Source organism: Microbacterium canaveralium, assembly GCF_047238045.1.
Classification (GTDB): Bacteria; Actinomycetota; Actinomycetes; order Actinomycetales; family Microbacteriaceae; genus Microbacterium.
In genome coordinates, this window is record NZ_JBDFMA010000003.1 from 1158932 (window position 1) to 1183586 (window position 24655).

The 24655-nt window shown below is 69.5% G+C and carries 26 protein-coding genes; 19 read left to right on the forward strand and 7 right to left on the reverse strand.

The annotated features are described in order from the left end of the window. Nucleotides 1–44 precede the first annotated feature (44 nt). Together ABC271_RS06375 and ABC271_RS06380 are read right to left on the reverse strand one after the other, a co-directional pair. Nucleotides 45–551 carry a DUF4395 domain-containing protein gene (locus ABC271_RS06375; RefSeq protein ID WP_412924057.1) on the reverse strand — a complete coding sequence of 169 codons (507 nt, stop codon included), beginning with the start codon at nt 549–551 and terminating at the stop codon, nt 45–47. After that, entirely contained in the window at nt 544–981 is a 438-nt protein-coding gene (locus ABC271_RS06380) for a TlpA family protein disulfide reductase (RefSeq protein ID WP_412924058.1), read from the reverse strand. Before ABC271_RS06380 ends, ABC271_RS06375 begins: the two co-directional genes overlap by 8 nt. Nucleotides 982–1158: 177 nt before the next feature. On the opposite strand from ABC271_RS06380, the gene ABC271_RS06385 reads away from it, so the two are divergent. From ABC271_RS06385 to ABC271_RS06395, 3 genes are read left to right on the forward strand one after another with little or no spacing between them, the layout of a single operon-like run. Beyond that, entirely contained in the window at nt 1159–1968 is an 810-nt protein-coding gene (locus ABC271_RS06385; RefSeq protein WP_412924059.1) for a thymidylate synthase, read from the forward strand. Next, the gene (locus tag ABC271_RS06390) at nt 1965–2468 is read left to right on the forward strand and encodes a dihydrofolate reductase (protein ID WP_412924060.1); all 504 of its coding nucleotides are present in this window, start codon (nt 1965–1967) and stop codon (nt 2466–2468) included. Before ABC271_RS06385 ends, ABC271_RS06390 begins: the two co-directional genes overlap by 4 nt. Further along, nucleotides 2465–3220, forward strand: a complete 756-nt coding sequence (locus ABC271_RS06395; RefSeq protein WP_412924061.1) for an SDR family NAD(P)-dependent oxidoreductase — start codon at nt 2465–2467, stop codon at nt 3218–3220. Before ABC271_RS06390 ends, ABC271_RS06395 begins: the two co-directional genes overlap by 4 nt. A gap of 2 nt (nt 3221–3222) precedes the next feature. On the opposite strand, the gene ABC271_RS06400 is transcribed toward ABC271_RS06395, so the two are convergent. Beyond that, nucleotides 3223–3759, reverse strand: a complete 537-nt coding sequence (locus ABC271_RS06400) for an NUDIX domain-containing protein (protein ID WP_412924062.1) — start codon at nt 3757–3759, stop codon at nt 3223–3225. Between the two features lie 110 nt (nt 3760–3869). Here ABC271_RS06400 and dapA point away from each other — a divergent pair, with 110 nt between their 5' ends. The 14 genes from dapA to dapF all read left to right on the forward strand — a co-directional run bounded on the left by dapA (nt 3870) and on the right by dapF (nt 17853). Then, nucleotides 3870–4847, forward strand: coding sequence for a 4-hydroxy-tetrahydrodipicolinate synthase (gene dapA / locus ABC271_RS06405; RefSeq protein ID WP_412924063.1), 978 nt, complete (start codon nt 3870–3872; stop codon nt 4845–4847). A 77-nt stretch (nt 4848–4924) separates the two neighbouring features. Continuing rightward, a complete protein-coding gene (locus ABC271_RS06410; protein WP_412924064.1) occupies nt 4925–6601 on the forward strand; it encodes a ribonuclease J in 1677 nt (558 codons plus the stop codon). 77 nt (nt 6602–6678) lie between these two features. Beyond that, complete coding sequence (locus tag ABC271_RS06415; protein WP_412924065.1) at nt 6679–7170, forward strand: GNAT family N-acetyltransferase; 492 nt, start codon at nt 6679–6681, stop codon at nt 7168–7170. A 78-nt stretch (nt 7171–7248) separates the two neighbouring features. Next, on the forward strand, nt 7249–9933 hold the full coding sequence (locus ABC271_RS06420; RefSeq protein WP_412924066.1) for an FtsK/SpoIIIE family DNA translocase: 2685 nt from the start codon (nt 7249–7251) through the stop codon (nt 9931–9933). Next, nucleotides 9933–10520, forward strand: a complete 588-nt coding sequence (pgsA, locus tag ABC271_RS06425; RefSeq protein WP_412924068.1) for a CDP-diacylglycerol--glycerol-3-phosphate 3-phosphatidyltransferase — start codon at nt 9933–9935, stop codon at nt 10518–10520. The genes ABC271_RS06420 and pgsA overlap by 1 nt, the downstream gene beginning before the upstream one ends. After that, nucleotides 10517–11044: a CinA family protein gene (locus ABC271_RS06430; RefSeq protein WP_412924070.1), complete on the forward strand. Its 528-nt coding sequence runs from the start codon at nt 10517–10519 to the stop codon at nt 11042–11044. The genes pgsA and ABC271_RS06430 overlap by 4 nt, the downstream gene beginning before the upstream one ends. A gap of 164 nt (nt 11045–11208) precedes the next feature. Next, entirely contained in the window at nt 11209–11517 is a 309-nt protein-coding gene (locus ABC271_RS06435; RefSeq protein ID WP_125132412.1) for a helix-turn-helix domain-containing protein, read from the forward strand. 9 nt (nt 11518–11526) lie between these two features. Beyond that, nucleotides 11527–11751, forward strand: a complete 225-nt coding sequence (locus ABC271_RS06440; RefSeq protein WP_412924071.1) for a DUF3046 domain-containing protein — start codon at nt 11527–11529, stop codon at nt 11749–11751. Between the two features lie 283 nt (nt 11752–12034). Next, nucleotides 12035–13084: a recombinase RecA gene (recA, locus tag ABC271_RS06445; RefSeq protein WP_412924072.1), complete on the forward strand. Its 1050-nt coding sequence runs from the start codon at nt 12035–12037 to the stop codon at nt 13082–13084. Then, nucleotides 13084–13866 carry a regulatory protein RecX gene (locus ABC271_RS06450; protein ID WP_412924073.1) on the forward strand — a complete coding sequence of 261 codons (783 nt, stop codon included), beginning with the start codon at nt 13084–13086 and terminating at the stop codon, nt 13864–13866. The genes recA and ABC271_RS06450 overlap by 1 nt, the downstream gene beginning before the upstream one ends. A 97-nt stretch (nt 13867–13963) precedes the next feature. Beyond that, nucleotides 13964–15514 carry a tRNA (N6-isopentenyl adenosine(37)-C2)-methylthiotransferase MiaB gene (miaB, locus tag ABC271_RS06455; RefSeq protein WP_412924074.1) on the forward strand — a complete coding sequence of 517 codons (1551 nt, stop codon included), beginning with the start codon at nt 13964–13966 and terminating at the stop codon, nt 15512–15514. After that, a complete protein-coding gene (miaA, locus tag ABC271_RS06460) occupies nt 15511–16452 on the forward strand; it encodes a tRNA (adenosine(37)-N6)-dimethylallyltransferase MiaA (protein ID WP_412924075.1) in 942 nt (313 codons plus the stop codon). Before miaB ends, miaA begins: the two co-directional genes overlap by 4 nt. Continuing rightward, a complete protein-coding gene (locus tag ABC271_RS06465; RefSeq protein ID WP_412924076.1) occupies nt 16449–16889 on the forward strand; it encodes a GNAT family acetyltransferase in 441 nt (146 codons plus the stop codon). The genes miaA and ABC271_RS06465 overlap by 4 nt, the downstream gene beginning before the upstream one ends. Nucleotides 16890–16998: 109 nt before the next feature. Then, complete coding sequence (gene dapF, locus ABC271_RS06470; RefSeq protein WP_412924077.1) at nt 16999–17853, forward strand: diaminopimelate epimerase; 855 nt, start codon at nt 16999–17001, stop codon at nt 17851–17853. A gap of 27 nt (nt 17854–17880) precedes the next feature. Here dapF and ABC271_RS06475 read toward each other — a convergent pair whose 3' ends face one another. Then, nucleotides 17881–18534, reverse strand: a complete 654-nt coding sequence (locus tag ABC271_RS06475) for a class I SAM-dependent methyltransferase (RefSeq protein ID WP_412924078.1) — start codon at nt 18532–18534, stop codon at nt 17881–17883. Between the two features lie 89 nt (nt 18535–18623). Between ABC271_RS06475 and hflX the strand changes: the two genes are divergently transcribed. Then, entirely contained in the window at nt 18624–20141 is a 1518-nt protein-coding gene (gene hflX, locus ABC271_RS06480; protein ID WP_412924079.1) for a GTPase HflX, read from the forward strand. A gap of 66 nt (nt 20142–20207) precedes the next feature. Here hflX and ABC271_RS06485 read toward each other — a convergent pair whose 3' ends face one another. The 3 genes from ABC271_RS06485 to lexA all read right to left on the reverse strand — a co-directional run bounded on the left by ABC271_RS06485 (nt 20208) and on the right by lexA (nt 24032). Further along, the gene (locus tag ABC271_RS06485) at nt 20208–22094 is read right to left on the reverse strand and encodes a S9 family peptidase (RefSeq protein ID WP_412924080.1); all 1887 of its coding nucleotides are present in this window, start codon (nt 22092–22094) and stop codon (nt 20208–20210) included. 60 nt (nt 22095–22154) lie between these two features. Beyond that, nucleotides 22155–23222 (reverse strand): hypothetical protein, encoded by a 1068-nt coding sequence (locus ABC271_RS06490; RefSeq protein ID WP_412924081.1) that lies wholly within the window; start codon nt 23220–23222, stop codon nt 22155–22157. Nucleotides 23223–23342: 120 nt separating this feature from the next. After that, entirely contained in the window at nt 23343–24032 is a 690-nt protein-coding gene (gene lexA / locus ABC271_RS06495) for a transcriptional repressor LexA (RefSeq protein ID WP_412924082.1), read from the reverse strand. Nucleotides 24033–24292: 260 nt separating this feature from the next. Between lexA and ABC271_RS06500 the strand changes: the two genes are divergently transcribed. Beyond that, nucleotides 24293–24643 carry a LysM peptidoglycan-binding domain-containing protein gene (locus ABC271_RS06500; RefSeq protein WP_412924083.1) on the forward strand — a complete coding sequence of 117 codons (351 nt, stop codon included), beginning with the start codon at nt 24293–24295 and terminating at the stop codon, nt 24641–24643. Nucleotides 24644–24655: the final 12 nt, after the last annotated feature.

Consider the following 24655-nt stretch of genomic DNA (forward strand, 5'->3'; position numbering starts at 1 on the left):
TCCGACCCGTCGGAGGTCTTGACAGCCGGTGCTTATGCGGAGGATCAGGCGGCCGACGGACGGCGACGTCCGATGAGCCCCGCTCGCTGCAGGAGCAGGTAGAGCTGGCATCCGAGGCACAGGCCGAAGGCCGCGTTCAGGAACGCCGCGAGGAACGCGGCGGCGGCGGCGATCGGCAGCGCCCACGGCACGCCCGCCAGGTGGAGGAGAAGTCCTCCCACCGTGACGAACAGGCCGACGCCCTGAGCGAAACGCGGCGGGCGAGGGTCCTCGAACTCGGTCGGCGGCGCGAGACGCGGCTGGACGACGCGGCGATAGAGAACGCCCCACGGCGCGGTGCGGGGCGAGGCGACGCTCCACAGGAAGAGTGCGGCGATCACGAGGACCAGAAGGAAGCCCGGATCCGCGACGCGCGCTCCGAAGGAAGCTGCCGCCAGGTCGCCGGTGGAGATGCCGACGAGCGACAGGAACGTCGCGATCAGCAGGAGAACGGCGGTGATGGATGCCGCGAACCGCGGCCCTCGGACATCGATGCGCTGGACCTCAGGCACGGGCGGACTCCTCTTGCAAACGGGTGAGTTCGAGTTCGACCACGGCGCGGCCAGGGGTGCCGCCGAAGCGCGTACGGATGACGCCGGTCCGATCGAGGACGAGGGTGGTGGGGGTCTGCAGCACGCGGAAGTGCTGGGCGATGTCGGGGCGGTGGGTGAGGTCGACGTCGAGGTGTCGCACACCCTCGCGAGCTTCGGCGATGTCGGAGAGCATGCGGTGCACGCCGGGGCAGCGCGCGCACATCTCGGTGCTGAACTGCAGCAGCGTGGCTTCTTCGCCGAGCCCGTCGGCGCCCAGGCGACGCGGGTCGACGATCTCGGCAGAGTCCACGGCGCGGGCGCGGCCCTGGGTGCGGCGGAAGACGACGCCGGCACCCACGGCCACCACGACGAGCGCGGCGGTCACGAGAAGAGCGATAGTCAGGTCCACGACCGACAACGCTAACGCGCACGCGGGGGAGGAGGGTCGATGAGTCGCCGAATGACGAGCTCGTCCGGTGTTTCCTCAGCGTGCACCCAGGACGGCCCCTCCTCCCCGCCCGCAGGATCGGCGACATCGTCCCCGCGCACCGCCCGCGTGCCGGAGTCCCCGGGTATCGTGAGGGCCGTGACCGCCGACATCCCCACGCCGTACGAAGATCTTCTCCGCGACGTCCTCGAAGCGGGAGTGCACAAGTCCGATCGCACCGGCACGGGCACCACCAGCGTGTTCGGTCGGCAGATCCGGTTCGATCTGGCCCAGGGCTTCCCGCTCGTGACGACCAAGCGGGTGCACATGAAATCGATCGTGTACGAGCTCCTCTGGTTCCTGCGTGGCGAATCCAACGTCGGCTGGCTGCAGCAGAACGGCGTGACCATCTGGGACGAATGGGCGGATGCCGACGGCGAGCTCGGGCCCGTCTACGGCGTCCAGTGGCGTTCGTGGCCGACCGCAGACGGGGGAGAGATCGACCAGATCTCGCAGGTGATCGAGCAGATCCGCCGCGATCCCGACTCGCGTCGCCTCATCGTGTCGGCGTGGAACCCCGCCGACATCCCCGACATGGCGCTCGCTCCGTGCCACGCGCTGTTCCAGTTCTACGTCGCCGACGGCAAGCTCTCGTGCCAGCTGTACCAGCGCAGTGCCGACATGTTCCTCGGCGTGCCGTTCAACATCGCGTCCTACGCACTGCTCACGCTCATGATCGCGCAGCAGACCGGACTCGAGCCGGGCGAGTTCGTGTGGACCGGCGGTGACTGCCACGTCTACGACAACCACCGCGAGCAGGTGCAGGAGCAGCTCTCTCGCGATCCGTACCCGTACCCGACGCTGCGGTTCGCGCGAAAGCCCGCGTCGATCTTCGACTACGCGTACGACGACATCGTCGTCGAGGACTACCAGCACCACCCGGCGATCCGGGCGGCCGTCGCCGTATGACCCGCGTCGGGCTCGTCTGGGCGCAGGCGCGCGGCGGCGTCATCGGCGCCGGCGGGGAGATGCCCTGGCACGTGCCCGAAGACCTCGCGCATTTCCGTACCGTGACGGGTGAATCCGACGTCATCATGGGCCGGCGGACGTGGGAGTCGCTGCCGCCGCGCTTCCGGCCGCTGCCGGGGCGCCGCAACATCGTGGTGTCGCGGTCCGACGAGTGGGTCGGCGAGGGGGCGGAGAGAGCCGCGTCTCTGGACGCGGCTCTGACGCTGTCCACGACGGCGGAGGTCTGGGTGATCGGTGGCGGCCAGCTCTACGCCGAGGCCATCGCGGATGCCGACCTGCTCGAGGTCACGCAGCTCGATCTCGACGTGGACGGGGACACCGTGGCCCCCCGGCTCGAGGGCTGGACCCGCACGGCCGCCGACCCCGAGGACGGCTGGCACGTCTCGCGGACCGGCATCCGGTACCGCTTCGAGACCTACGAACCCGGGGAGCGATCGTGACGCGGACCGCGCTCATCACGGGGGCGAGCTCGGGTCTGGGCGCCGAGTTCGCCCGTCAGCTCGCCGCGCGCGGTGCCGACGTTATCCTCGTCGCGCGTGACGAGCACGCGCTCGCCACGGTCGCCGACGGCATCCGCGGGGCCTCCGGGGTGAGCGTCGAGGTGTTGCCCGCCGACCTCCTCGACGACGACGATCGGGCCGCGGTCGAAGCACGTCTCGCCGGGGGCGTCGACGTCCTGGTCAACAACGCCGGGTTCGGACTCGACCTCGCGTTCGAGAAGAACGATGTGGCCGACGAGGTGCGGCACCTGCGTCTCCACGTCGAGGTCGCCCTGCGCCTCACCCACGCGGCTCTCCCGGCGATGCTCCGCCGCGGTGGTGGACGCATCATCAACGTCGCCTCGGTCGCCGGATTCGTTCCGCGGGGCACCTACGGCGCCGTGAAGGGCTGGCTCATCTCGTTCAGTCGGTGGGCCACGGTCGCGTACGCACCGCGCGGGGTGACCGTGACCGCGGTGTGCCCGGGCTTCGTCCACACGAACTTCCACGAGCGCCTCGGCCTGCCACCGGGGCAGGAGGGGGTCCCGCCGGGGATGTGGCTGGATGCCGAGACGGTGGTCCGCGAAGGTTTGCGTGACGCCGCCCGCGGGCGCGCGGTGTCCATTCCCTCGCTGCGCTACAAGCTGCTCGTCGCCGTCTCCCGGCTCCTGCCCGACCGTGTGGTCGTGCGCGCCGCTTCCCGCGGACGCTGACGTCAGCGGAACCGGCCGGCGCGGATGCCGGCGAAGGCCAGAGCCGCGATCGTCTCGCCGTCGGTGATCTCTCCGTCGGCGATGAGATCGAGAACGTCCGCGAACGCCACCCAGCGCACGGCTTCGATGCCCTCCTCCCGCTGGGAGGACCCGGCATCCTCGATTCGGAGATCGCGGGCGAGGAAGACGTGCTCCGGCGCGTCGGCGATGCCGTTCAGGGCGTTCATCCGGCCGAGATACTCCCACCGCGCGGCCGTCACGCCGCTCTCCTCGCGCAGTTCGCGTTGCGCGGCGACGAGCGGGTCCTCGCCGTCGCTTCCCCCGGCGGGTACCTCGAGGGAGCGTCCGGTCGTATACCGCTCCAGCTCGACGAGGCAGACGCGGTCGTCCTCGTCCATCGCGACGACGAACACCGCAGGCTGCTGCATCTGCACGACGCCGTAGATGCCGTCTCCGTCGGGACCGGTGACTTCGTCTTCGCGCACCCGGATCCAGCGGTTCTCGTACACGGTGCGGGAGGAACGGGTCGACCAGGCCATGCCGTCAGCCTAGAGCGGCTCCGGGTCGCGCCCGGTCGACCGCCGGGTGATGTTCGCCTTCGAGCGGATGCGGCCCCGGTGACCGACGTCCGAACCGATAACCTGAGAGCATGACGCACTCCGGCAACCCCTTCGGTCAGGTGCTCGTCGCGCTCGTCACCCCCATGACGGCCGACGGCGAGGTCGATTGGCCCGCCGTCGAGAAGCACATCGACGACGTCGTCAGCGCGGGTGCCGACGGTGTCGTCGTCACCGGCACGACGGGTGAGACCTCCACGCTCACCGACCCCGAGAAGCTCCGCCTCGTCGAGGTCGGCAAAGACGTGGCCGCGGGACGCGCGAAGATCATCACCGGCGGTGGCTCCAACGAGACCGCGCACGCGATCGAGCTGTACAAGGCCAGCGAGAAGGCCGGCGCGGACGGCATCATGATCGTCACGCCGTACTACAACAAGCCCACCCAGGCCGGCATCCTGACCCACTTCCGACTCGTGGCCGACGCGACCGACCTGCCCGTGATCCTCTACGACATCCCCGGACGCACCGGCGTCGAGATCAAGTACGAGACGATCCTGCGCCTGGCGAAGCACCCCAACATCCTCGCCGTCAAGGATGCCAAGGGTGATTTCAGCGAGGTCAGCCGTGTGCTGAACCAGACCGACCTCATGTACTTCTCGGGCGACGACGCGAACGTGCTGCCGCATCTCTCGATCGGCGCAGCCGGGCTCATCGGTGTCACGGCGAACATCGCCGCCGCGCCGTACCGGACGATCGTGGATGCCGTGAACCGCGGTGACCTCGCTACCGCCACCGCCGCGCACAAGCGGCTGGAGCCCCTGGTCCGCGCCGTCATGACGCACGTGCCCGGCACGGTCGCCGCGAAGTACATCCTGCACGGGCTGGGCCGCATCGGCAGCCCGCGCGTGCGCCTGCCCCTGGTCGGTCCGGAGGAGTGGGAGGCCGCCGCGATCGAGGACGAACTGGCGCTGGTCCGCGAGGTCCAGGGCGCGGACTTCTCCAACTTCCGCCCCGACCGCAATGCGGCCGCCGGTGGCGCTCTGCCCAAGGTGCACGGCACCACGAGATAAGCATCGGCGTCCGCCGAACCGCGGCCAGGGACGCCACACGAAGGGATGCCGCAGGGCGGCATCCGAGGAGGCACCATATGCCCACGACCGTTTACGATCCCCCCGCTCTCGCTCAGGGAACCCTGCGCGTCATCCCGCTCGGCGGCCTCGGCGAGGTCGGCCGCAACATGACCGTCTTCGAGTACGAGGGAAAGCTCCTCATCGTCGACTGCGGAGTGCTGTTCCCGGAAGAGCACCAGCCCGGTGTCGACCTGATCCTGCCCGACTTCGAGCCCATCCGGCACCGCCTCGACGACATCGTCGGCGTCGTTCTCACGCACGGGCACGAAGACCACATCGGGGCCGTGCCCTACCTGCTCAAGCTCAAGGCCGACATCCCCCTCATCGGGTCGGGTCTTACGCTCGCGCTCATCGAGGCGAAGCTCAAGGAGCACCGCATCCGGCCGTACACCCTCACGGTGAAAGCGGGTCAGCGCGAGCAGGTCGGCCCGTTCGACCTCGAGTTCGTCGCCGTCAACCACTCGATCCCGGATGCCTTGGCCGTGGCGATCCGCACCCCTGCCGGACTCGTCCTGGCCACCGGTGATTTCAAGATGGACCAGCTGCCGCTGGACGGACGGATCACCGACCTCCGCGCGTTCGCGCGTCTCGGTGAGGAGGGCGTCGACCTGTTCCTCGTCGACTCCACCAACGCCGACGTCCCCGGGTTCACGCCGACCGAGCGTGCGATCGGCCCCGTTCTCGACCAGGTCATCGCCAAGGCTCCCCGACGCGTGGTCGTCGCGAGCTTCTCGAGCCACGTGCACCGCGTGCAGCAGGTGCTCGACGCGGCGCACGCGAACGGTCGCCGCGTCGCCCTGCTCGGTCGCAGCATGGTGCGCAACATGGGGATCGCCGCCGACCTGGGCTACCTGAACGTGCCCGACGGCGTCCTCATCGACTACAAGAAGGCTCGCGATTTGCCCGACGACAAGATCGTCTACATGTCGACCGGTTCGCAGGGCGAGCCGATGGCGGTGCTCAGCCGCATGGCGAACCTCGACCACGCGATCGAGCCCGGCGAGGGCGACACCGTGATCCTGGCATCCAGCCTCATCCCCGGAAACGAGAACGCGGTGTATCGCGTGATCGACGGCCTCACCAAGCTCGGCGCCACCGTCGTGCACAAGGGCAACGCCAAGGTGCACGTGTCCGGTCACGCGGCGGCGGGGGAGTTGCTGTACTGCTACAACATCCTCAAGCCGAAGAACGTCCTGCCCGTGCACGGGGAGTACCGCCACCTGATGGCCAACGCGAAGCTGGCGCAGGAGACGGGGATCCCCGCCGAGAAGACGATCCTCGGTGAGAACGGCACGGTCGTCGACCTCCGTGACGGGCGCGCCGAGGTCGTCGGCCAGCTCGATATCGGATTCGTCTACGTCGACGGGTCCTCCGTGGGTGAGATCACGGATGCCGACCTCAAGGACCGTCGGATCCTGGGCGAGGAGGGCTTCATCTCGGTGATCGTCGTCGTCGACCGCCAGACCGGGAAGATCATCTCCGGCCCTGAAGTGCACGCGCGCGGGTTCGCCGAAGACGCTGCGGTGTTCGAGAGCGTCAAGCCGAAGATCGCCGCGGCGCTCGCCGAGGCGGCGCAGTCGGGTGTGCGCGACACGCACGCCCTGTCGCAGGTCGTCCGCCGGACAATCGGCCGCTGGGTCAACCAGTCGCTGCGTCGGCGCCCGATGATCGTGCCGCTCGTCATCGAAGCGTGAGGTCGTTCCCCGCTCTCCCCGCCCTAAGAGAGCGGGGACCGTAGGGCGAGCGGGCCGGTCATCGGTATCATGCGGGCATGCCCGCCATCCCGATCCGCGCGGCACTCCCGTCCGACGGTGCCTTTCTCGCCGACATGACGGTCGAGGCCGCCAACTGGCGCGCCGGCAGCGCCCGGCCGCGGCACGAGGTGCTCAGCAGCCCCGACCATCAGCGCTACGTCGCCGGCTGGCAGCGCCCGGGGGACGCCGGTTTCGTGGCGGAGTCGCCCGCCGGCGAGGCGATCGGCGCGGCCTGGTATCGCATGCTGCCGCGCAGCGAGCCCGGTTTCGGATGGGTGGGGACGGGCGTCCCCGAGCTGATCATCGGCGTGCGTCCGGTGTGGCGCGCACACGGGGTGGGGCGGGCGCTGCTCCAGCGCCTCGTGGCCCACGCCCGTGATCAGGGCTATTCGCGCATCAGTCTGAGCGTCGAGCGCGACAATTTCGCCCGCACGTTCTATCGCACCGAGGGCTTCGCGGTCACCCGGGCGGGTCAAGGGCGCGATGTGATGGTCAAGACGTTGCGCTGACGCGTCCCGGGTATCGGTCCTGCGTCGAATACCGCGTCGGTCCGCGCGAATGTCGGACACCCCGCCTACCGTGGAGGAATGCCCCGCAGTACGTCCACGTCCGGCGGTCGCGCTCCCGCGAAGGGACAGGCGCGATCCAAAGCGTCCGCGCCCGCGCCCAAGCGGTACGTCGACGAGCCCGAGAAGCCTCCGGTCGCCGTCCGTGCCTGGACGGCCCTCGCCCACGGGGTCGGGGGGATGTTCCGCGTCTTCGGTCCCGAGACGCTCGAGCGCGACCAGCGTCGCGACGGTTTCCCCTTCCTGCTCGTGATCCTCGCGGTGCTCGGAGCGGTCGTCGAGTGGTTCTTCATCGGCAACGACGTCGCCGCGACGATCAGTGCCTACAGCTTCGGCGGAGTGATCGGCCGGGTGGCGTTCGTCTTCCCGGTGCTGTTGCTTCTGCTCGCCGGATGGCTGTTCCGGCATCCGTCGTCCGTTCACGACAACGGCCGCATCGGCATCGGCTTCGCGCTGTTCGTCATCTCCATGGCCGGGTTCTGCCATGTCGCCGGAGGGGGGCCGGCGCCGAGCGAGGGGCTGCCGCGGCTGAGTCTCGCCGGCGGACTCGCCGGATGGCTGATCGGCGAACCTCTGTCGCTCCTCACCGATGTCGGGGCGTACATCGCGCTCTCGCTCCTCACGGTCCTCAGCATCCTGATCCTCACCAAGACCCCGCCGAACCGGATCGGTCACCGCCTCGGCGACCTCTACGCCTGGATGTTCGGCGCGGAACGCGTCGAGAAAGAGGCGCCCACCGCCGTCCTTCCCGTGGATGCCGACGACGAGGCGCCCGCTGAAAAGTCGCTGCCGTGGTGGCGTCGGAACAAGTCCGGCCGCGAGGAGGACGTCGACGGCGACCTCGGCTCCGACGACCTCACGACGCTGTTGACGCCCGGGGCGCCCCAGGGCGGCTTCGAATCCGCCGTGGTGACGCCGTCGGCTCCCGCCGCTCCGCCGGCACGGCCGCCGCTTCCCCCCGCGCCCGACGCTCTGACCGAGATCATCGACCCGGCCGCGCTCGCGAGCGTGGGCGCTGGGCGCGGGCTTCAGGACGACTCGCCGACGCTCGACGATGCCGACGATGATCTGCCGGGCATCTCCGGTCTCGGCGGAGACAACGCCGGCCTGCCCCCGTCGGCGAACTACCGTCTGCCGTCGGTGACCGCTCTGGCCGCCGGGACGCCGCCGAAGGAACGCTCCGCCGCGAACGACGCCGTCGTCCGCGCCATCGAGAGCGTCATGGAACAGTTCAAGGTGGATGCGCGCGTCACCGGTTTCTCGCGCGGTCCAACGGTCACCCAGTACGAGATCGAGGTCGGCCACGGTGTGAAGGTCGAGCGCATCACCGCGCTCACGAACAACATCGCTTACGCCGTCGCCTCCAACGAGGTGCGCATCCTCGCGCCCATCCCCGGCAAGAGCGCGATCGGCGTCGAGATCCCCAACGCCGACCGCGAGATCGTGACCCTCGGTGACATCCTGCGCTCCGACGCCGCGGCCGCGTCCACGCATCCGATGACGATCGGTGTCGGGAAAGACGTCGGTGGCGGATTCGTCGTCGCCAACCTCGCGAAGATGCCCCACTTGCTCGTGGCCGGTTCCACCGGATCGGGAAAGTCGAGCTTCGTCAACTCGATGATCACGAGCCTGTTGATGCGGGCCAAGCCGTCCGAGGTCCGGATGGTGCTCATCGACCCGAAGCGCGTCGAACTCACGTCCTACGCGGGCGTTCCGCACCTGATCACACCCATCATCACGAACCCCAAGAAGGCGGCCGAAGCGCTGCAGTGGGTCGTGAAAGAGATGGACATGCGGTACGACGACCTCGCGTCGTTCGGGTTCCGTCACATCGACGACTTCAACAAGGCCGTTGTCGCGGGTGAGATCCAGCTGCCGGCCGGCAGCGAGCGCGTCCTCAAGCCGTATCCGTACCTCCTCGTGGTGGTCGACGAGCTCGCCGACCTCATGATGGTGGCGCCGCGCGACGTCGAAGACTCGATCGTTCGCATCACCCAGCTCGCCCGCGCCAGTGGCATCCACCTCGTGCTGGCGACCCAGCGCCCATCGGTCGACGTGGTGACGGGTCTCATCAAGGCGAACGTGCCGTCGCGACTGGCCTTCGCGGTCACGAGCGTCACGGATTCGCGCGTCATCCTGGATCAGCCCGGTGCCGACCGCCTGATCGGTCAGGGCGACGGTCTTTTCTTGCCGATGGGGGCCTCGAAGGCCGTGCGCGTGCAGGGCGCGTGGGTGAGCGAGCAGGAGATCGAGCGCGTCGTCGCTCACGTCACCCAGCAGGCGCGCCCGGAGTACCGAGCCGACGTGCAGGCCGCGGCCGAGAAGAAAGAGATCGACGCCGATATCGGTGACGACCTCGAGCTGCTTCTCGCCGCCGCCGAACTGGTGGTCTCGACGCAGTTCGGCTCGACGTCGATGCTCCAGCGCAAGCTTCGCGTCGGTTTCGCCAAGGCCGGGCGCCTGATGGACCTCCTCGAATCGCGCGAGATCGTGGGGCCGTCCGAAGGGTCGAAGGCGCGCGACGTCCTCGTCACGAACGAACAGTTGCCGTCCGTCCTCGCCCGGCTCCGCGGCGAGGAGCCGCCAGCGGGCTCCGACGACGACCGATACGGCCCGGACGCCGTAGAGGCGCAATACGACGGTCTGCCCGTCGTCGGGGATGACGAGGACTCGGAAGACGCCTGGCAGCTGACGGGACGCGAGTGATGGCTGTCCACCCGCAGCTTCCCAACGCGATCACGATCGCGCGGATCCTCTGCGCGCCGGTGTTCCTCTGGCTGCTGCTCGCGGATGCGGGTGCCGGGGGAGGACTGCGCTGGGCCGCCGGGATCCTGTTCATCGTGGCCATCGCCACGGACGGGGTGGACGGTTACATCGCTCGTCGTTACGAGATCGTCAGCGACCTCGGCAAGCTGCTGGATCCGATCGCGGATAAGGCGTTGACCGGCGTCGCCTTCGTCGGCCTGTCGATCCTGGGCGAGTTGCCCTGGTGGGTCACGATCATCGTGCTCGTCCGTGAGATCGGCATCACGATCTACCGGTTCATCGTCGTCAGCGACCACGTGCTGGCCGCCGCCTGGATGGGCAAGCTCAAGACCGTCGCCCAGGCCGTCGCGCTCTCCATCGCGCTCCTGCCGTTGGCCTCCCTCGCGGATTCCGCGGTGTGGCAGTCCGTGGTCTGGTGGGCCGGCACGGTGACGATGACGATCGCCGTGATCCTCACGATCGCGTCGGGGATCGATTACGTCGTCTCCGAGGTGCGTGGAGCGCGTGCGAAGCGGAGCGGCCGGTGATCGACGGCGTCCCTGACGACCTCGACGAGACGCTGGTGCGTGACCCGCGCGAGAGTGCGGCGGTGCTGCTCGACCGCCTCGTCGAGCTCGGCTGGACCGTCGCTGTTGCCGAATCGCTCACCGGGGGAATGGTCGTTTCCTCGCTCGTCGATATCCCCGGTGCCTCCCGCGCCGTGCGCGGCGGTGTCGTGGCATATGCGACCGATGTGAAGCGGAGTGTCCTCGGAGTCGATCCGGCGTTGCTGGAAGCGCACGGAGCTGTCCACCCCCGCGTCGCTCGCCAAATGGCACGCGGAGTGCGCGACGTTCTCGGACGCGACGGAACTCCGGCCGATGTCGGGATCGCCACCACCGGCGTGGCCGGCCCCGAGCCCCAGGACGGGCAGCCGGTGGGGACCGTGCACATCGCGGTCTCCACCCCGCTCGGCACGCGCGTTGATTCGCTCGTCATCTCCGGCGACCGGGATCGCATTCGCCGGGAAGCCACGCACATCGCCGTCCGTCGTGCCCTCGCGGCTCTGTGACTCGGGCTGTCGTTCCCGCGGCGGGGGAACAAATGGTGACACACCCGGGTTGTTGTCATCGATTCCCATCCAGTGCCCAGCGCGCGGCATTAGGGTGACCTGAAATGGTGTTGTACCGTTGTCCACCCGGGCAGCGGAGGAATCGGTAGTGAGGAGGGGTTCACATGATCCTGGTCCGTCAAGAGATCGGCGAGGTCCTGCGTGAGCTCCGCCAGCAGAAGGGTCGTACCCTTCGCCAGGTCGCCAGCCGCGCCAGCGTCGCCCTCGGGTACTTGAGTGAAGTAGAGCGCGGTCAGAAGGAAGCGTCGAGCGAGATCCTCGCGTCGGTTGCCGAGGCCCTCGACGTCCCCATCTCGACGATCATGCGTGAGGTCGGCGATCGTCTGTCGGTTCTCGAAGGACTCCAGACCTTCCCCGATGTGGTCCCCGACGACCTCGTCGCATCCGTCGAGCCCGAACTGTCGCTGCGCTGACGTCTCCGGATGCGCCGTAGCGAATTCGATCGCGCCGTCGCCGACGAGTTCGGTCCGCGCGGTAGTTCGCTGATGACCGACCTTGTCCTGTCCGCCGTCGGTGGCCGGACGAGCGCGGATGCCCTCGCCGCGGGCGTCGACCCGCGTGAAGTCTGGCTCGCGCTGTGCGAGGAGACGGACGTTCCGATGGAGCGACGTTACGGGGTCGGGCGACTGGATCCGCGCCGGCGCTGATCGCGGTGCGTGACGACCGTCCGCCGGGGCCGTGCGTTCGGGTCTGACCACATTCTTCACGGCGTGTCATCGAATCTTCGTTCGATCTCGGCGTAGGCTCCTGCACATCGGAGTTTCGGACGTCTTCGTCCACAGAAGACGGGGTTCCCTCCACCGATGTCGGAGGCCCTCCCTACCGTGGGTGAAGTCGAACGACACTCTGAACGCCTTGTCGGGCATCTCCACCGTCGGTGGGGAGCGCGACAGCCTATAGGCGACGGAACGCGAGCAGAAAGAAGACGTCATGCCCTCACCCGCAGAGCGCGAAAAAGCCCTCGAGTCGGCCCTGGCTCAGATCGACCGTCAGTTCGGAAAGGGCTCGGTCATGCGCCTGGGCAGTGACGAGCGCGCACCGATCGAGACCATTCCGACCGGATCCATCGCCCTCGACGCCGCGCTGGGGATCGGCGGGCTTCCGCGCGGTCGCATCATCGAGATCTACGGCCCGGAGTCCTCGGGTAAGACCACGCTGACCCTGCACGCGATCGCCAACGCGCAGCGCGCCGGCGGTATCGCGGCGTTCATCGACGCCGAGCACGCGCTCGACCCCGAGTACGCCAAGAAGCTCGGCGTCGACATCGACGCGCTGCTCGTCTCGCAGCCCGACACCGGTGAGCAGGCGCTCGAGATCGCCGACATGCTGATCCGTTCCGGCGCCATCGACCTCGTCGTCATCGACTCGGTCGCCGCGCTCGTCCCCGAGGCCGAGATCAAGGGCGAGATGGGTGACTCCCACGTGGGTCTGCAGGCGCGCCTCATGTCGCAGGCTCTTCGCAAGCTCACGGGTGGACTGAACACCACCAAGACCACGGCGATCTTCATCAACCAGCTGCGCGAGAAGATCGGGGTGTTCTTCGGTTCTCCCGAGACCACCGCCGGTGGAAAGGCGCTGAAGTTCTACGCCTCGGTCCGTCTCGACATCCGTCGCATCGAGACCCTGAAGGACGGCGCCGAGGCGGTCGGAAACCGTACACGGGTCAAGGTCGTCAAGAACAAGATGGCACCGCCTTTCAAGCAGGCGGAGTTCGACATCATCTACGGCGTCGGCATCTCTCGCGAAGGCAGCCTCATCGACTTCGGCGTCGAGCACGGCATCGTGAAGAAGTCGGGTGCCTGGTACACGTACGACGGTGAGCAGCTCGGGCAGGGTAAAGAGAACGCCCGGAGCTTCCTCATCAAGAACCCCGATGTCGCCGCCGAGATCGAGTCGAAGATCAAGACCAAGCTCGGGATCGGTGTCGCCCCAGCGGCGGCACCGACGACCGACGAGCTCGCGGCCCGCCGCCCGGCCTGATGAGCGATGACGCAGGCCGCCCGGGTCGCGACCCCGAAGTATCGTCGGGGAGCGGCGCGGGCGGCGCGGGCGAAGACGCGCTCGCCCCGGTGATTCCGCTCTTCGGCAGCGGCGGGCGTGCGCGCCATGACCGAGGCGCGGTGTCGCGGCATCCCTCGATGCGATCCGTCGCCGACGACAGCTCGGTGCGGTGGGCTCTGCCCGGTGCCGCAGCCGGAGGGACCGCTGACGACGCTGCCGGTGACGATTCGCCGGAGGAGATCCGCGACCGCGCTGAGGCACTCCTCCTCCGTCGCCTGCGCGGACGCTCGCTCTCGCTGGTCGAGGCGGGTGCCGTCGTCCGCGAGGTCGAGGGCGCCGACGAGACCGTCGTCGATGAGGTCGTGGCGAAATTCGTCGACCTCGGCTATCTCGATGACGAGGCCTTCGCCGAACAGCTCGCGATGAGCGCGATCGAGCGGCGCGGTCAGGGGCGCCGGGCTGTCGTCCAGACGCTCCGCAAACGCGGCATCCCGCGCGAGGTGGCCGATGCCACGGTCGCCGAGCTGCCGGACGACGACGCCGAACGCGCGCTGGAGTTCGCCCGGTCGAAGATCCGCGGGGTGAGCGGGAAGGATTACGACGCGAGTCTCCGACGCCTGGCGGGCCAGCTGGCCCGTCGCGGGTACGCGTCGTCGGTGTCGCTCGACGCGGCGCGTCAGGCTCTCGCCGAGGCGGGTGTGCGTCGCGCGCCCTTCACACGCCCCGCGGCCTCGGGCGTGCAGTTCACTCCCGACGACTGAGTCGGTGCCGAGCGTCGGTTCCGGTTCGTCCGGCCGTGGCGGGACTCGATGAACGACCCCGGCGACGCGGCGCACGGCGCTTAGAATGGCACGCATCATGACGACCCCTGTATCCACGCCGACGCTGATCGCGCCGTCCGACGCCGCCACCTCGGCCGACGGACGCGCCCGCACCTACGAGGTGCGTACGTTCGGCTGCCAGATGAACGTCCACGACTCCGAACGGCTCTCGGGGTCTCTCGAGAGTGCCGGCTACGTCCGCGCCGAAGCCGGCACCGACGCCGACGTCGTCGTGATCAACACGTGTGCCGTCCGCGACAACGCGGCAGGCAAGCTCTATGGCACGCTCGGGCACCTCAAGTCCCGCAAGGACGCCCACGGCGGCATGCAGATCGCCGTCGGCGGGTGCCTCGCCCAGATGGACAAAGAGGCCGTCCAGCAGAAGGCGCCGTGGGTCGATGTCGTCTTCGGCACGCACAACATGGGATCGCTGCCCGGGATGCTGGAGCGAGCTCGCCACAACGGCGAGGCCGAGCTCGAGATCCTGGAGTCGCTCGAGGTCTTCCCGTCGACGCTTCCGACCAAGCGCGATTCCGTCCACAGCGGGTGGGTATCGATCTCGGTCGGCTGCAACAACACCTGCACGTTCTGCATCGTCCCGAGCCTGCGCGGAAAAGAGAAAGACCGTCGTCCCGGCGACATCCTGAACGAGATCCGCCTCCTCGTGGATGACGGCGCGATCGAGGTCACGCTGCTCGGGCAGAACGTGAACTCCTACGGAGTCGAGTTCGGAGACCGCCTGGCGTTCGGCAAGCTGCTCCGCGCGGCCGGAGAGATCGAGGGCCTCGAGCGCATCCGCTTCACGAGCCCGCACCCCGCGGCCTTCACCGACGACGTCATCGCGGCCATGGCCGAGACGCCGTCCGTGATGCCTCAGCTGCACATGCCGCTGCAGTCGGGGTCCGACCGCGTCCTCAAGGCCATGCGTCGCTCGTACCGCAGCGAGCGGTTCCTCGGCATCCTCGACCGCGTCCGCGAGCGCATCCCGTACGCGGCGATCACGACCGACATCATCGTCGGTTTCCCCGGCGAGACGGATGAGGACTTCGAGGAGACGATGCGCGTCGTCGAGGCATCCCGCTTCGCCAGCGCTTTCACCTTCCAGTACTCGATCCGCCAGGGCACTCCCGCAGCCACGATGGAGGGTCAGGTGCCCAAAGCTGTCGTGCAGGAGCGCTACGAGCGGCTCACCGCGCTGCAGGAACGGATCTCGCTCGAAGAGAACCAGAAGCAGCTCGGGCGCACCCTCGACGTGCTCGTCTCGACCGGCGAAGGCAAGAAGGATGCCGAGACGCGCCGCCTCACCGGCCGCGCCGAGGACAACCGTCTCGTTCACTTCGAGGTGCCCGACACGTCGGTCCTGCCGCGCCCGGGCGATGTCGTCTCGGTCCAGGTCACGCATGCCGCGCCGTTCTACTTGCTCGCCGACGCTCCCGCGGGGCAGCCGCTCCGCATTCGCCGGACACGCGCGGGCGACGCGTGGGACCGTACCCAGGCGGAGTCGTGCGGCGTGCCCGCGCCGGCCGGCGAAGCGGGTGCGCCCCGCGCCGTGTCGCTCGGCCTGCCCACGCTCCGCATCGGCGGGTGACGACGGACGAGGTCGCCGCACCGCGGCTCTGGGCGATCGTCGGGGCGACGGGGACCGGGAAGACGAGTCTCTCCCTCGATCTCGCGGAAGCGCTGAAGCGACGTGGCCGCGCCGCCGAGATCATCAACGCGGATGCCATGCAGCTGTACCGCGGGATGGACATCGGCACCGCCAAACTCCCCGTCGCCGAAAGGCGCGGCATCCCGCACCACCTGTTCGACGTCCTCGCGGTGACGGAGGAGGCGGCCGTCGCCTGGTACCAGGGCGTCGCGCGCGAGACCATCGATCGGCTGCATGCCCGCGGGACGGACGCCATCCTCGTCGGTGGTTCGGGGCTCTACGTCTCGAGCGTGCTCTGGGACTTCCGGTTCCCGCCTCGCGATCCCGCGGTGCGGGCCGGTCTGGAGAAGGAGCTCGAGAGGCTCGGCCCTGGCGCGCTCTACGAGCGTCTCCGCGCAGCCGACCCCATTGCGGCTCAGCGCATCGACCCGCGCAACGGCCGCCGGGTGGTGCGTGCCCTGGAGGTGCTCGCTCAGGGCGCGGACACGCACGGGGGCGCCCTCCCCGCGGCACCCGAGCTCTGGCATCCGCGCACCTCGATCGTCGGCACGTCCATCGAACGCGACATCCTGGTCGGATTGCTGGACGAGCGCGTCCTGCGGATGTGGGAGCTCGGCCTGACCGACGAGGTCGCCGGGCTTCGCGCTGACGGCCTCGAGCGGGGAGCGACGGCGGCACGTGCGATCGGGTACGCGCAGGCGCTGGCGGAGCTCCGCGGCGAGATGACGCGCGCGGAGGCGATCGCGGAGACCCAGGCGCTCACGCGGCGCTACGCGCGCCGCCAGGTGTCGTGGTTCCGCAGGTACGAGGACGTCCGGTGGGTCGACGCGCGCTCCCTCCGGGCCGAAGAACTCATCATCGAGGAGACCGGGAGATGACCGTGGAGATTCGAGCGTTCGACATCGCGGACGAAGACGCCGTCGTCGACCTGTGGGACACGGCCGGACTCACACGTCCCTGGAACGATCCGCGCGCCGATATCCGCCGCAAACTCACGGTGCAGCCCGAACTGTTCCTCGTCGCGGTCGACGGGGGAGAGCTCGTCGGCAGCGTCATGGCCGGATACGACGGTCATCGCGGTTGGCTCTACTACCTGGCCGCGGCCGAATCCCACCGCGGGCGAGGAGTCGGCCGTGCGCTCGTCGCCGAGGCCGAGCGGCTGCTCGAGGCGCTCGGTTGCCCCAAAGTCCAGCTGATGGTTCGACCCGACAACGTCGGCGTTCGCGGGTTCTACGACGCCCTCGGCTACGAGCCCTTCGAGACGTGGGCAACGGGCCGCCGGCTCATCGTCGACGGTCCCGGCGGCCCGGCCTGAGCCCTGTCCACACGGGCACGGGGGTCCGCCAACGGCGCGGGCGAGCGCCGGGCGCTCACCCGCATCGCCAGAGGACGAGCCTGCGATTCCGATCCCTAGACTGGATGCCATGGCGACTCTCGCGTTCACCAAAGGCCACGGAACCGGCAACGACTTCGTGGTCGTGTCCGATCCCGACGGTGAACTCGACCTTTCGGACGAACAGGTCGCGATCCTCTGCGACCGCCACTTCGGTATCGGTGCCGATGGACTCCTCCGTGTCGTGCGCTCGGCCGCCATCGAAGAGGGATCGGATGCCGCGGCCTCGGGTGCCGAGTGGTTCATGGACTACCGCAACGCCGACGGCTCGAAAGCCGAGATGTGCGGCAACGGCACACGGGTCTTCGCCCGCTACCTCACCGACACGGGACTCGCGGACATCGCCGACGGCCTGCGGATAGGAACGCGCGCCGGGATGAAGACCCTGACGCGCAGCGACCGCGGGTTCGAGGTCGATCTGGGTGAGTTCCGCATCGAGTCCGGTGAGGTGCTGGTGCGCGCCAAGGGGTTGCCGGTTGCCCGCCCCGGCGTGGGAATCGATGTCGGCAATCCGCACGTGGTCGTGGCGCTGTCGTCGGACGCCGAGCTCGAGGGTCTGGAACTCGCGTACCAACCGCTTCTGGATCCGACGCCCGAGCGTGGCGCGAACGTCGAGTTCGTGGTCCCCTCCGACCCTCTCGTGCACGAGGGTGTGGGGTCCATCAGCATGCGCGTCTTCGAGCGTGGTGTCGGTGAGACGCTCAGCTGCGGTACCGGGGTGGCCGCGGCTGCTCTCGCCGTCCGGCACTGGGCCGGCGCGGCGGCGCCCGATCTCTGGACCGTCGAGACGCGCGGGGGAACCCTGGGCGTGCGTGTCGCTGCGGGCCGGGTGTTCCTGTCCGGCCCGGCGTCGCTGGTGTTTACCGGCGAGGTCGCGCTCGCCTGAACCCGGCGGGCGCTGCCGTCGGCCGCGTCAGATCTCGTCGCGGATGACGTCGATGGGCTCGCTCGGCGGCGAGCCGTGGCGACGCACGCGCAGCACACGGTAGCCGCGGCCCGTCGCGGCGCGGTGCACGGAGAACCCCGTCGTGAAGGTGGCGGCCAGCCAGCGCTGCAGCGAGTCCGAGCCGAGGTTGCGCTGCACGACGAACCACCCGTCCGACCGCTCGGCGAGGCGCGGGATCCAGTGCTCGAGCATGCCGTGCAACTCGTTCTTGCCGACCCGGATCGGGGGATTCGAGCGGATCGTGCGGAAGGAGATCCCCTCGGGAACATCCTCGGGGCGCACGGCGTTGACATTGTCGAGGCCGAGGCGCTGCGCGTTCTGTCTCACGAGGTCGAGAGCGCGTTCGTTGACGTCGACCGCCCAGATCGTCGCGTGCGGCGCGTCCAAGGCGAGGCTCAGCGTGATCGGGCCCCAGCCGCTTCCCAGGTCGAGGAAGTTCCCACCGGCGGGCGGGGCAGGCGTGTTCGCCAACAGAACCGAGGTCCCGGCATCCAGGCGATCGGGACTGAACACTCCGCCAGCGGTCACGACTTCGAGTTCACGCCCGGCGAGCGTGACGCGAAGCCGGCGGAACTGTTCGGGACTCGACGGCGACGCGCTGAAATAGTGGTCGCTGCCCATCCCGGAAGCGTAGCGGACCGAAGCCCCCGGAGGTGGGGGCGACTAAAGTGCGAGCATGCCGTGGCATCGCCCGCGGACGAAAGGAACACATGACCGAACAGACCACACCCCCGAGCACCGATGCGTCGCCGGCCGACCCGGTCGACCGCGTGCTCTCGCGCGCCGAAGCGCACCGAGGGGTCCGGGTCTTCGGAGCGGCGCAAGCCCTTCAAGATGCCTCGACGGCGTACGGCGGATCGAGCGACGGCGACCAGTGGGATCGCGAGGAGCGCGCCGCGCTGCGCCGCGTGCCCGGCCTGTCGACCGAGCTCGAGGACGTCACGGAGGTCGAATACCGACAGTTGCGCCTCGAGAACGTCGTCCTCGTCGGCGTCCACCCTCAGGGTGAGCAGACGGATGCCGAGAATTCGCTCCGCGAGCTGTCCGCTTTGGCCGAGACCGCGGGTGCGGTCGTGCTCGACGGCGTCTTGCAGCGCCGCCCGCACCCCGACCCCGCCACGTACGTCGGCCGCGGCAAGGCGGAGGAGCTCCGCGACATCGTCGCCGCGGTCGGCGCCGATACCGTCATCGCCGACACCGAGCTCGCACCGAGCCAGCGACGTGCCCTGGAGGATGTCGTGAAGGTGAAGGTCATCGACCGCACCACCGTGATCCTCGACATCTTCAGCCAGCACGCCAAGAGCCGCGAGGGCAAGGCCCAGGTGGAGCTTGCTCAGCTCGAGTACCTGCTCCCGCGCCTGCGCGGATGGGGTGACTCGATGTCCCGACAGGCCGGTGGCCAGGTGGGCGCGGGCGGCGCGGGAATGGGATCCCGCGGTCCGGGCGAGACGAAGATCGAACTCGACCGCCGTCGCATCCGCACCCGCATGGCGCAGCTGCGCAAGCAGCTCCGCGACTTCGCCCCGGCCCGTGAGGCGAAGCGCGCCGAGCGGAAGCGGCACACGATCCCCTCGGTCGCCATCGCCGGGTACACCAACGCCGGCAAGTCGAGTCTGCTGAACCGGCTCACGAGCGCCGGAGTCCTTGTCGAGAACGCCCTGTTCGCGACGCTGGATGCCACGGTCCGGCGTTCCGAGACGACCGACGGGCGCGTCTACACGCTCACCGACACCGTGGGGTTCGTGCGTAACCTCCCGCACCAGCTGGTCGAGGCGTTCCGGTCGACGCTCGAGGAGGTCGGCGGCGCCGACGTCATCCTGCACGTCGTCGACGCTTCGCACCCCGATCCGGCGGCGCAGCTGTCCACGGTGCGCGACGTCATGGGCGATGTGAACGCTGATTTCGGTCACGAGATCGTGGTGTTCAACAAGGCCGACCTGCTGAGCCCCGACGACCGGTTGGTGTTGCGCGGCCTCGCTCCCGCGGCCCTGTTCGTGTCGTCGCGCACCGGCGAGGGCATCGACGAGTTGCGTGCCACGATCGAAGACGCGCTTCCGCTCCCCGCGGTCGAGGTGCACGCGGTCGTGCCGTACGACCGCGGCGACCTCGTGTCCGCCGTTCACGAGAGCGGCCTCATCGTCGCCCAGGAGCACCGCGAGCAGGGAACGTTCCTCCACGCCCACGTCGGCGCGCGTCTCGCGGCCGAACTCGCACCGTTCGCCTCCTGACCGGTCCGCACACCGACGACGCCCCGCCTTGAGGCGGGGCGTCGTTGCGCGTGCCCCCGTCGGGGCTCAGTCGAGCGTGAGCAGCGGGATGCCGGGGCTCTCGAACCCGAACACGGCGCCGAGGAACCCTAGTTCGCGCTCCAGCGAGTCGACGACCGTCTCCGCCCGGCGGAACCCGTGGCCCTCGCCGTCGTAGAGCACGTAGGCGTGGGCGACCCCGTGCGCGGCCAGCGCGTCGCGGATGGCTTCGGCCTGCGAGGGCGGGACGACGCGGTCTTCGCTGCCCTGCAGGATGAGCAGGGGTACCCGGAAGCGCTCGGGATGCGATAGCGGTGACCGTTCGACGTAAACGGCTTCGGCATCCGGGAGCGGTCCGATGAGCCCGTCGAGATAACGGGCCTCGAAATCGTGGGTGTCCTCGGCGAGGGCCCGCGCGTCTCCGACGCCGTAGCGGGAGATGCCGGCGGAGAAGACGTCGGTGTTGGTCACCGCCGCGAGAACGGTCCACCCACCCGCGGATCCGCCCGCGATCGCAAGACGTTCGGCGTCAGCGAGACCGGCGGTCGCGAGCGCGGATGCCGCCGCGGCGACGTCGTCGACGTCGACGACGCCCCATTGGCCCAGGAGCCGCTCACGATAGGTGCGGCCATACCCCGTCGAACCGCCGTAGTTGACGTCGAGGACGCCGATACCGCGACTGGTGAAGAACGCCGTCTTCGCCGACGGCGCCGGACCGACGTGCGAGGTCGGCCCGCCATGCACGAGCACGACGTATGGCGGCCGCTCACCCTCGGGCGCGACGGCATCCGGATTCGTCGGCGGGTACGCGAAGGCGTGGACCGGGCCGTGCGGACCCTCCGTGCGGAGGGCGCGGGCCGTCGGCATCCATTCGGTCCCGGGGTGCTCGCCGGCGGTGACGACCTGTGCTTCTCCGGTGTCGAGGTCGACCGACCAGAGGGCCGAGAGGCCCGATGCGTCAGTGCCGGAGATCAGGGCTCGCGAGCCCCGCACGTCGTCGATCGAGGCGCCCGCCACGATCGGGACGCCGAGGGGACGGATGCCGCTCGGTGCGATCTCGACGATCTCGTCGCCACCGTTCGTGCGTACCGCGATGATGCGGCCATCCGACGTGGCGCCGAACCACCGGGTCCCGAGAACCCACACCGGCCCGCCGGTGTCGGCGTCGGCCGGTGCGACCGGCTGAGGATCGCCCCCGAGAACGCGGCGGAACAGGTTCCAGCGCCCGTCCGGATCGTCGGCGTAGAGCAGCTCGTCATTGCCGATCCACACCGGCTGCAACGGCGCGCGCCGATCGCCCGAGGCGAGGTCGCGCACCTCACCGGTGACGAGGTCTGCGACGCGGAGGATGGTGGCATCCCAGGGCATGTCGGGATGATTCCACGCGATCCAGGCCAGGCGCTGGCCGTTGGGGGAGAGCGCCGGGTGGGCGAGGAAGTCGCTGCCATCGGCCAGCACCTCGGAGTCGGAATCGTCGAGGGGGATCCGCACGATGGCGCGATCCGGCACGCGTCCGCCGCCGTGGATCTCGCGGACCGCCAGCAGAGTGCCGTGTTGCCACGAAAGTCCGCCGTGGCGCACGTCGCCGTCGGCGCGGGTCAGTGCCCGCGGTGCGCCGCCCGGTGTGAGGGCGTAGACGCGCTGGTCGGACTTCTCGACGTAGTACAGCTCGCCGTCGTCGGAGGCCGTCCAGGCACCGCCGCCGTACTCGTGCACGGACGAACGTGCGTTCGCGGGGGCCGGCAGGACCGTCTCGATCGACCCGCCACCGCGGCGCCGATGCACCGCGACCCGGCCGCCCTCGCTCGGCACGGACTCTCCCCACCAGACGTCGTCGCCCACGAAGCGCGCGCCGTCCAACCGGGGCTGCGCCTGCGCCACCGCCTCGGGCGTCAGGGGAGAGGGCCAGGATCCGTAGGGAAGCGTCTGGGGCATGGCATCCACCCTATGTACCGCCTCGGACACGACGTCCGTCGCCGCCCGCGCGCGGGCCGGTCAGCCTCCGACGGGTTGGCGTTCGATCCCCAACCCCGCCACCCAGTCGCGGATGACCTGGCGCTCGTTCGCGTTGCAGGTGTACCCGTACCCGACGCTGACCTCGTAGTACGAGGAGTCGTCGATCGTGACCTCGTGGTCCAGCGACCAGCCATCCAGGAACGTCAGCGCGAAGCAGTCCGCCATCGTCTCGGCGTCGCCGTCGAAGGTGGCGAGCGCCGCATCGGTGTCTTGGGGGTTCGTGAACTGCAGCACGTGGGCGTACTCGTGGTAGGCGGCACCGGTGCGGATCCACTCCGTCATCGTCGGGTCCGTCTGAGTGCTCGCCCGCACATGAACGGTGAACGGATCCTCGCCGGAGACGCAGGCCAGAGCCGTCGATCCGCACGGCGTCCCGCCGTCGTCGAAAACCGTGCGGACCCAGCCGCGTCCGAGCGTGTCGAGCGCGGCCTCCCACGCTGTGCCGGAGGCGTTGGATCCGGCCTGGTCGCCGACCCCCGCTGTGCGCGCCGAGATCTGCGAGGTCAAGGCCCGGAGATCCCTGATGTCCCCGTCGAGGGAATCGGGATTCCGGCGATGGATCCATGCGCGGTCAGCGAGATCCTCGGCGCGGTACCACGGGACGAGGGTCGCGAAAGGAAGACCGACGAGGGGCTCGACGGTCGCGTACAGGTCGTCCATCGCGGCGCCGAACTGCTCCTTCCGCTCGATCATCTCGTCCTGCTCGTCGATTTGTCTCTGCTGGTCGGTGATCTGGCGCTGCTGATCGCCGATCTGCGTGCGCGCCTCTTGCAGCTGGGTGGACAGCCAAAAGAAGCCGAGTCCGCCCGCGGCTACGACCAGCGACAGGAGGACGCTGAGGACGACGGTGCTTGTTCGCGGTCGGCGCGGAGTCTCCCTGACCGGGGTCGATCGGGCCTGTTCCGCCGGGGCTGTCCCTCCCACCGGGCCCGCCTCTTCCGCCGGGCCTGCCTCGGGGGCAGGCGCGCCGTCGGGCTCGAGGGATGCCGGTTGTCCGGTGGGGATGTTCGACGACACGGGGCCCGCTCTCTCGAGGTGTCCTGTCATGGTAGGGGTGTCGGCCACGCCGCTGCGGCAGCCTGGGGAGAGGACGTCGCGCCCGCCGACGGCGAAGGCCGGACGCCGCGACGAGCGGAGCATCCGGCCTTCCCAGACCTTGAGGTGGGGTCAGACCGTGCGCAGCACCGCCACGATCCGGCCGAGCACGACGGCCTCATCGCCCAGGATCGGCTCGAACGCGGAGTTGCGAGGGAGAAGCCACGTGTGACCGTCGCGGCGGCGGAACGTCTTGACGGTCGCCTCGCCGTCGAGCATCGCGGCGACGATCTCACCGTTCTCGGCGGTCGACTGTGCACGCACGACGACCCAGTCTCCGTCGCAGATCGCGGCGTCGATCATCGAGTCGCCGGACACCTTGAGCATGAACAGCTCGCCCTTGCCCACCAGCTGACGGGGGAGGGGGAAGATCTCCTCCACCTGCTGGTCGGCGGTGATGGGAACGCCCGCGGCGATGCGACCGACGAGGGGGACGAGGGCGGCGTCGCCCACGGCGGGCGCGGTGTCGGCGGGGTTCTCGGCGGCGGTGCCGGGCAGGTCGATCAGCACCTCCATCGCGCGCGTCTTCCCGGGGTCGCGGCGAAGGTATCCGCTGAGCTCGAGCTGATTGAGCTGGTGGGTGACGCTCGAGAGCGACTTCAGCCCCACGGCGTCGCCGATCTCGCGCATGCTCGGCGGATAGCCGTGCCGGGCGATCGAGCGCTGGATGACCTCGAGGATGGCGAGCTGCTTGTCGCTGAGGCTCTTCCGGCGCCGGGTCTGCGGCCGTTCTCGGCCGGCCGCGGTCGTCGCGTCGGTCATGTGTGCTCCCCTCGCGCCGCCCTGTCGATGCGGCGGAAATTCGAATGTCGGAGGTCCGTGGTGAGGTCTCCTCGTCGAAACCGTATCCGGTAGATCCCTCGATCACCGCGGAGCGCTCCGCGTGTCGCGTTCGATCGGTCTCCGAGAACCACGGTGTTGACACCCCCACAGTATCGAAGATAGATTCGGAATACAGATTCGCACCACCGCCCTCCCGGCCGAGGGCGGGGTGCGAATCTCTCCCCACCGAGGAGCACATCATGAGCAGCATCGCCGTCACCACCCCCACCACCCGTCTGCGTCTGACCGCACGCGGGCGTCGCGTGTTCGCCTTCCTGGCCGCGCTTCCCGTGATCGTCGCGCTGGCCATCGCCGTCGTCGGAGGCGGTGCGGCCCTGGCCTCGAACGAGACCGGTGCTGCCGCCGGTGCCTTCACCGAGATCACCGTCATGAGCGGCGAGACCCTGTGGTCCATCGCCGAAGACGTCGCCCCGGGTTCCGACCCCCGCGACGTGGTTGCCGAGATCACTCGACTGAACGCCCTCGAGAACGGGTCCGTGGCCGCCGGTCAGCGCATCGCGATCCCCACCGCGTACGCGTCTGGACGGTGATCGTCGGGCGCG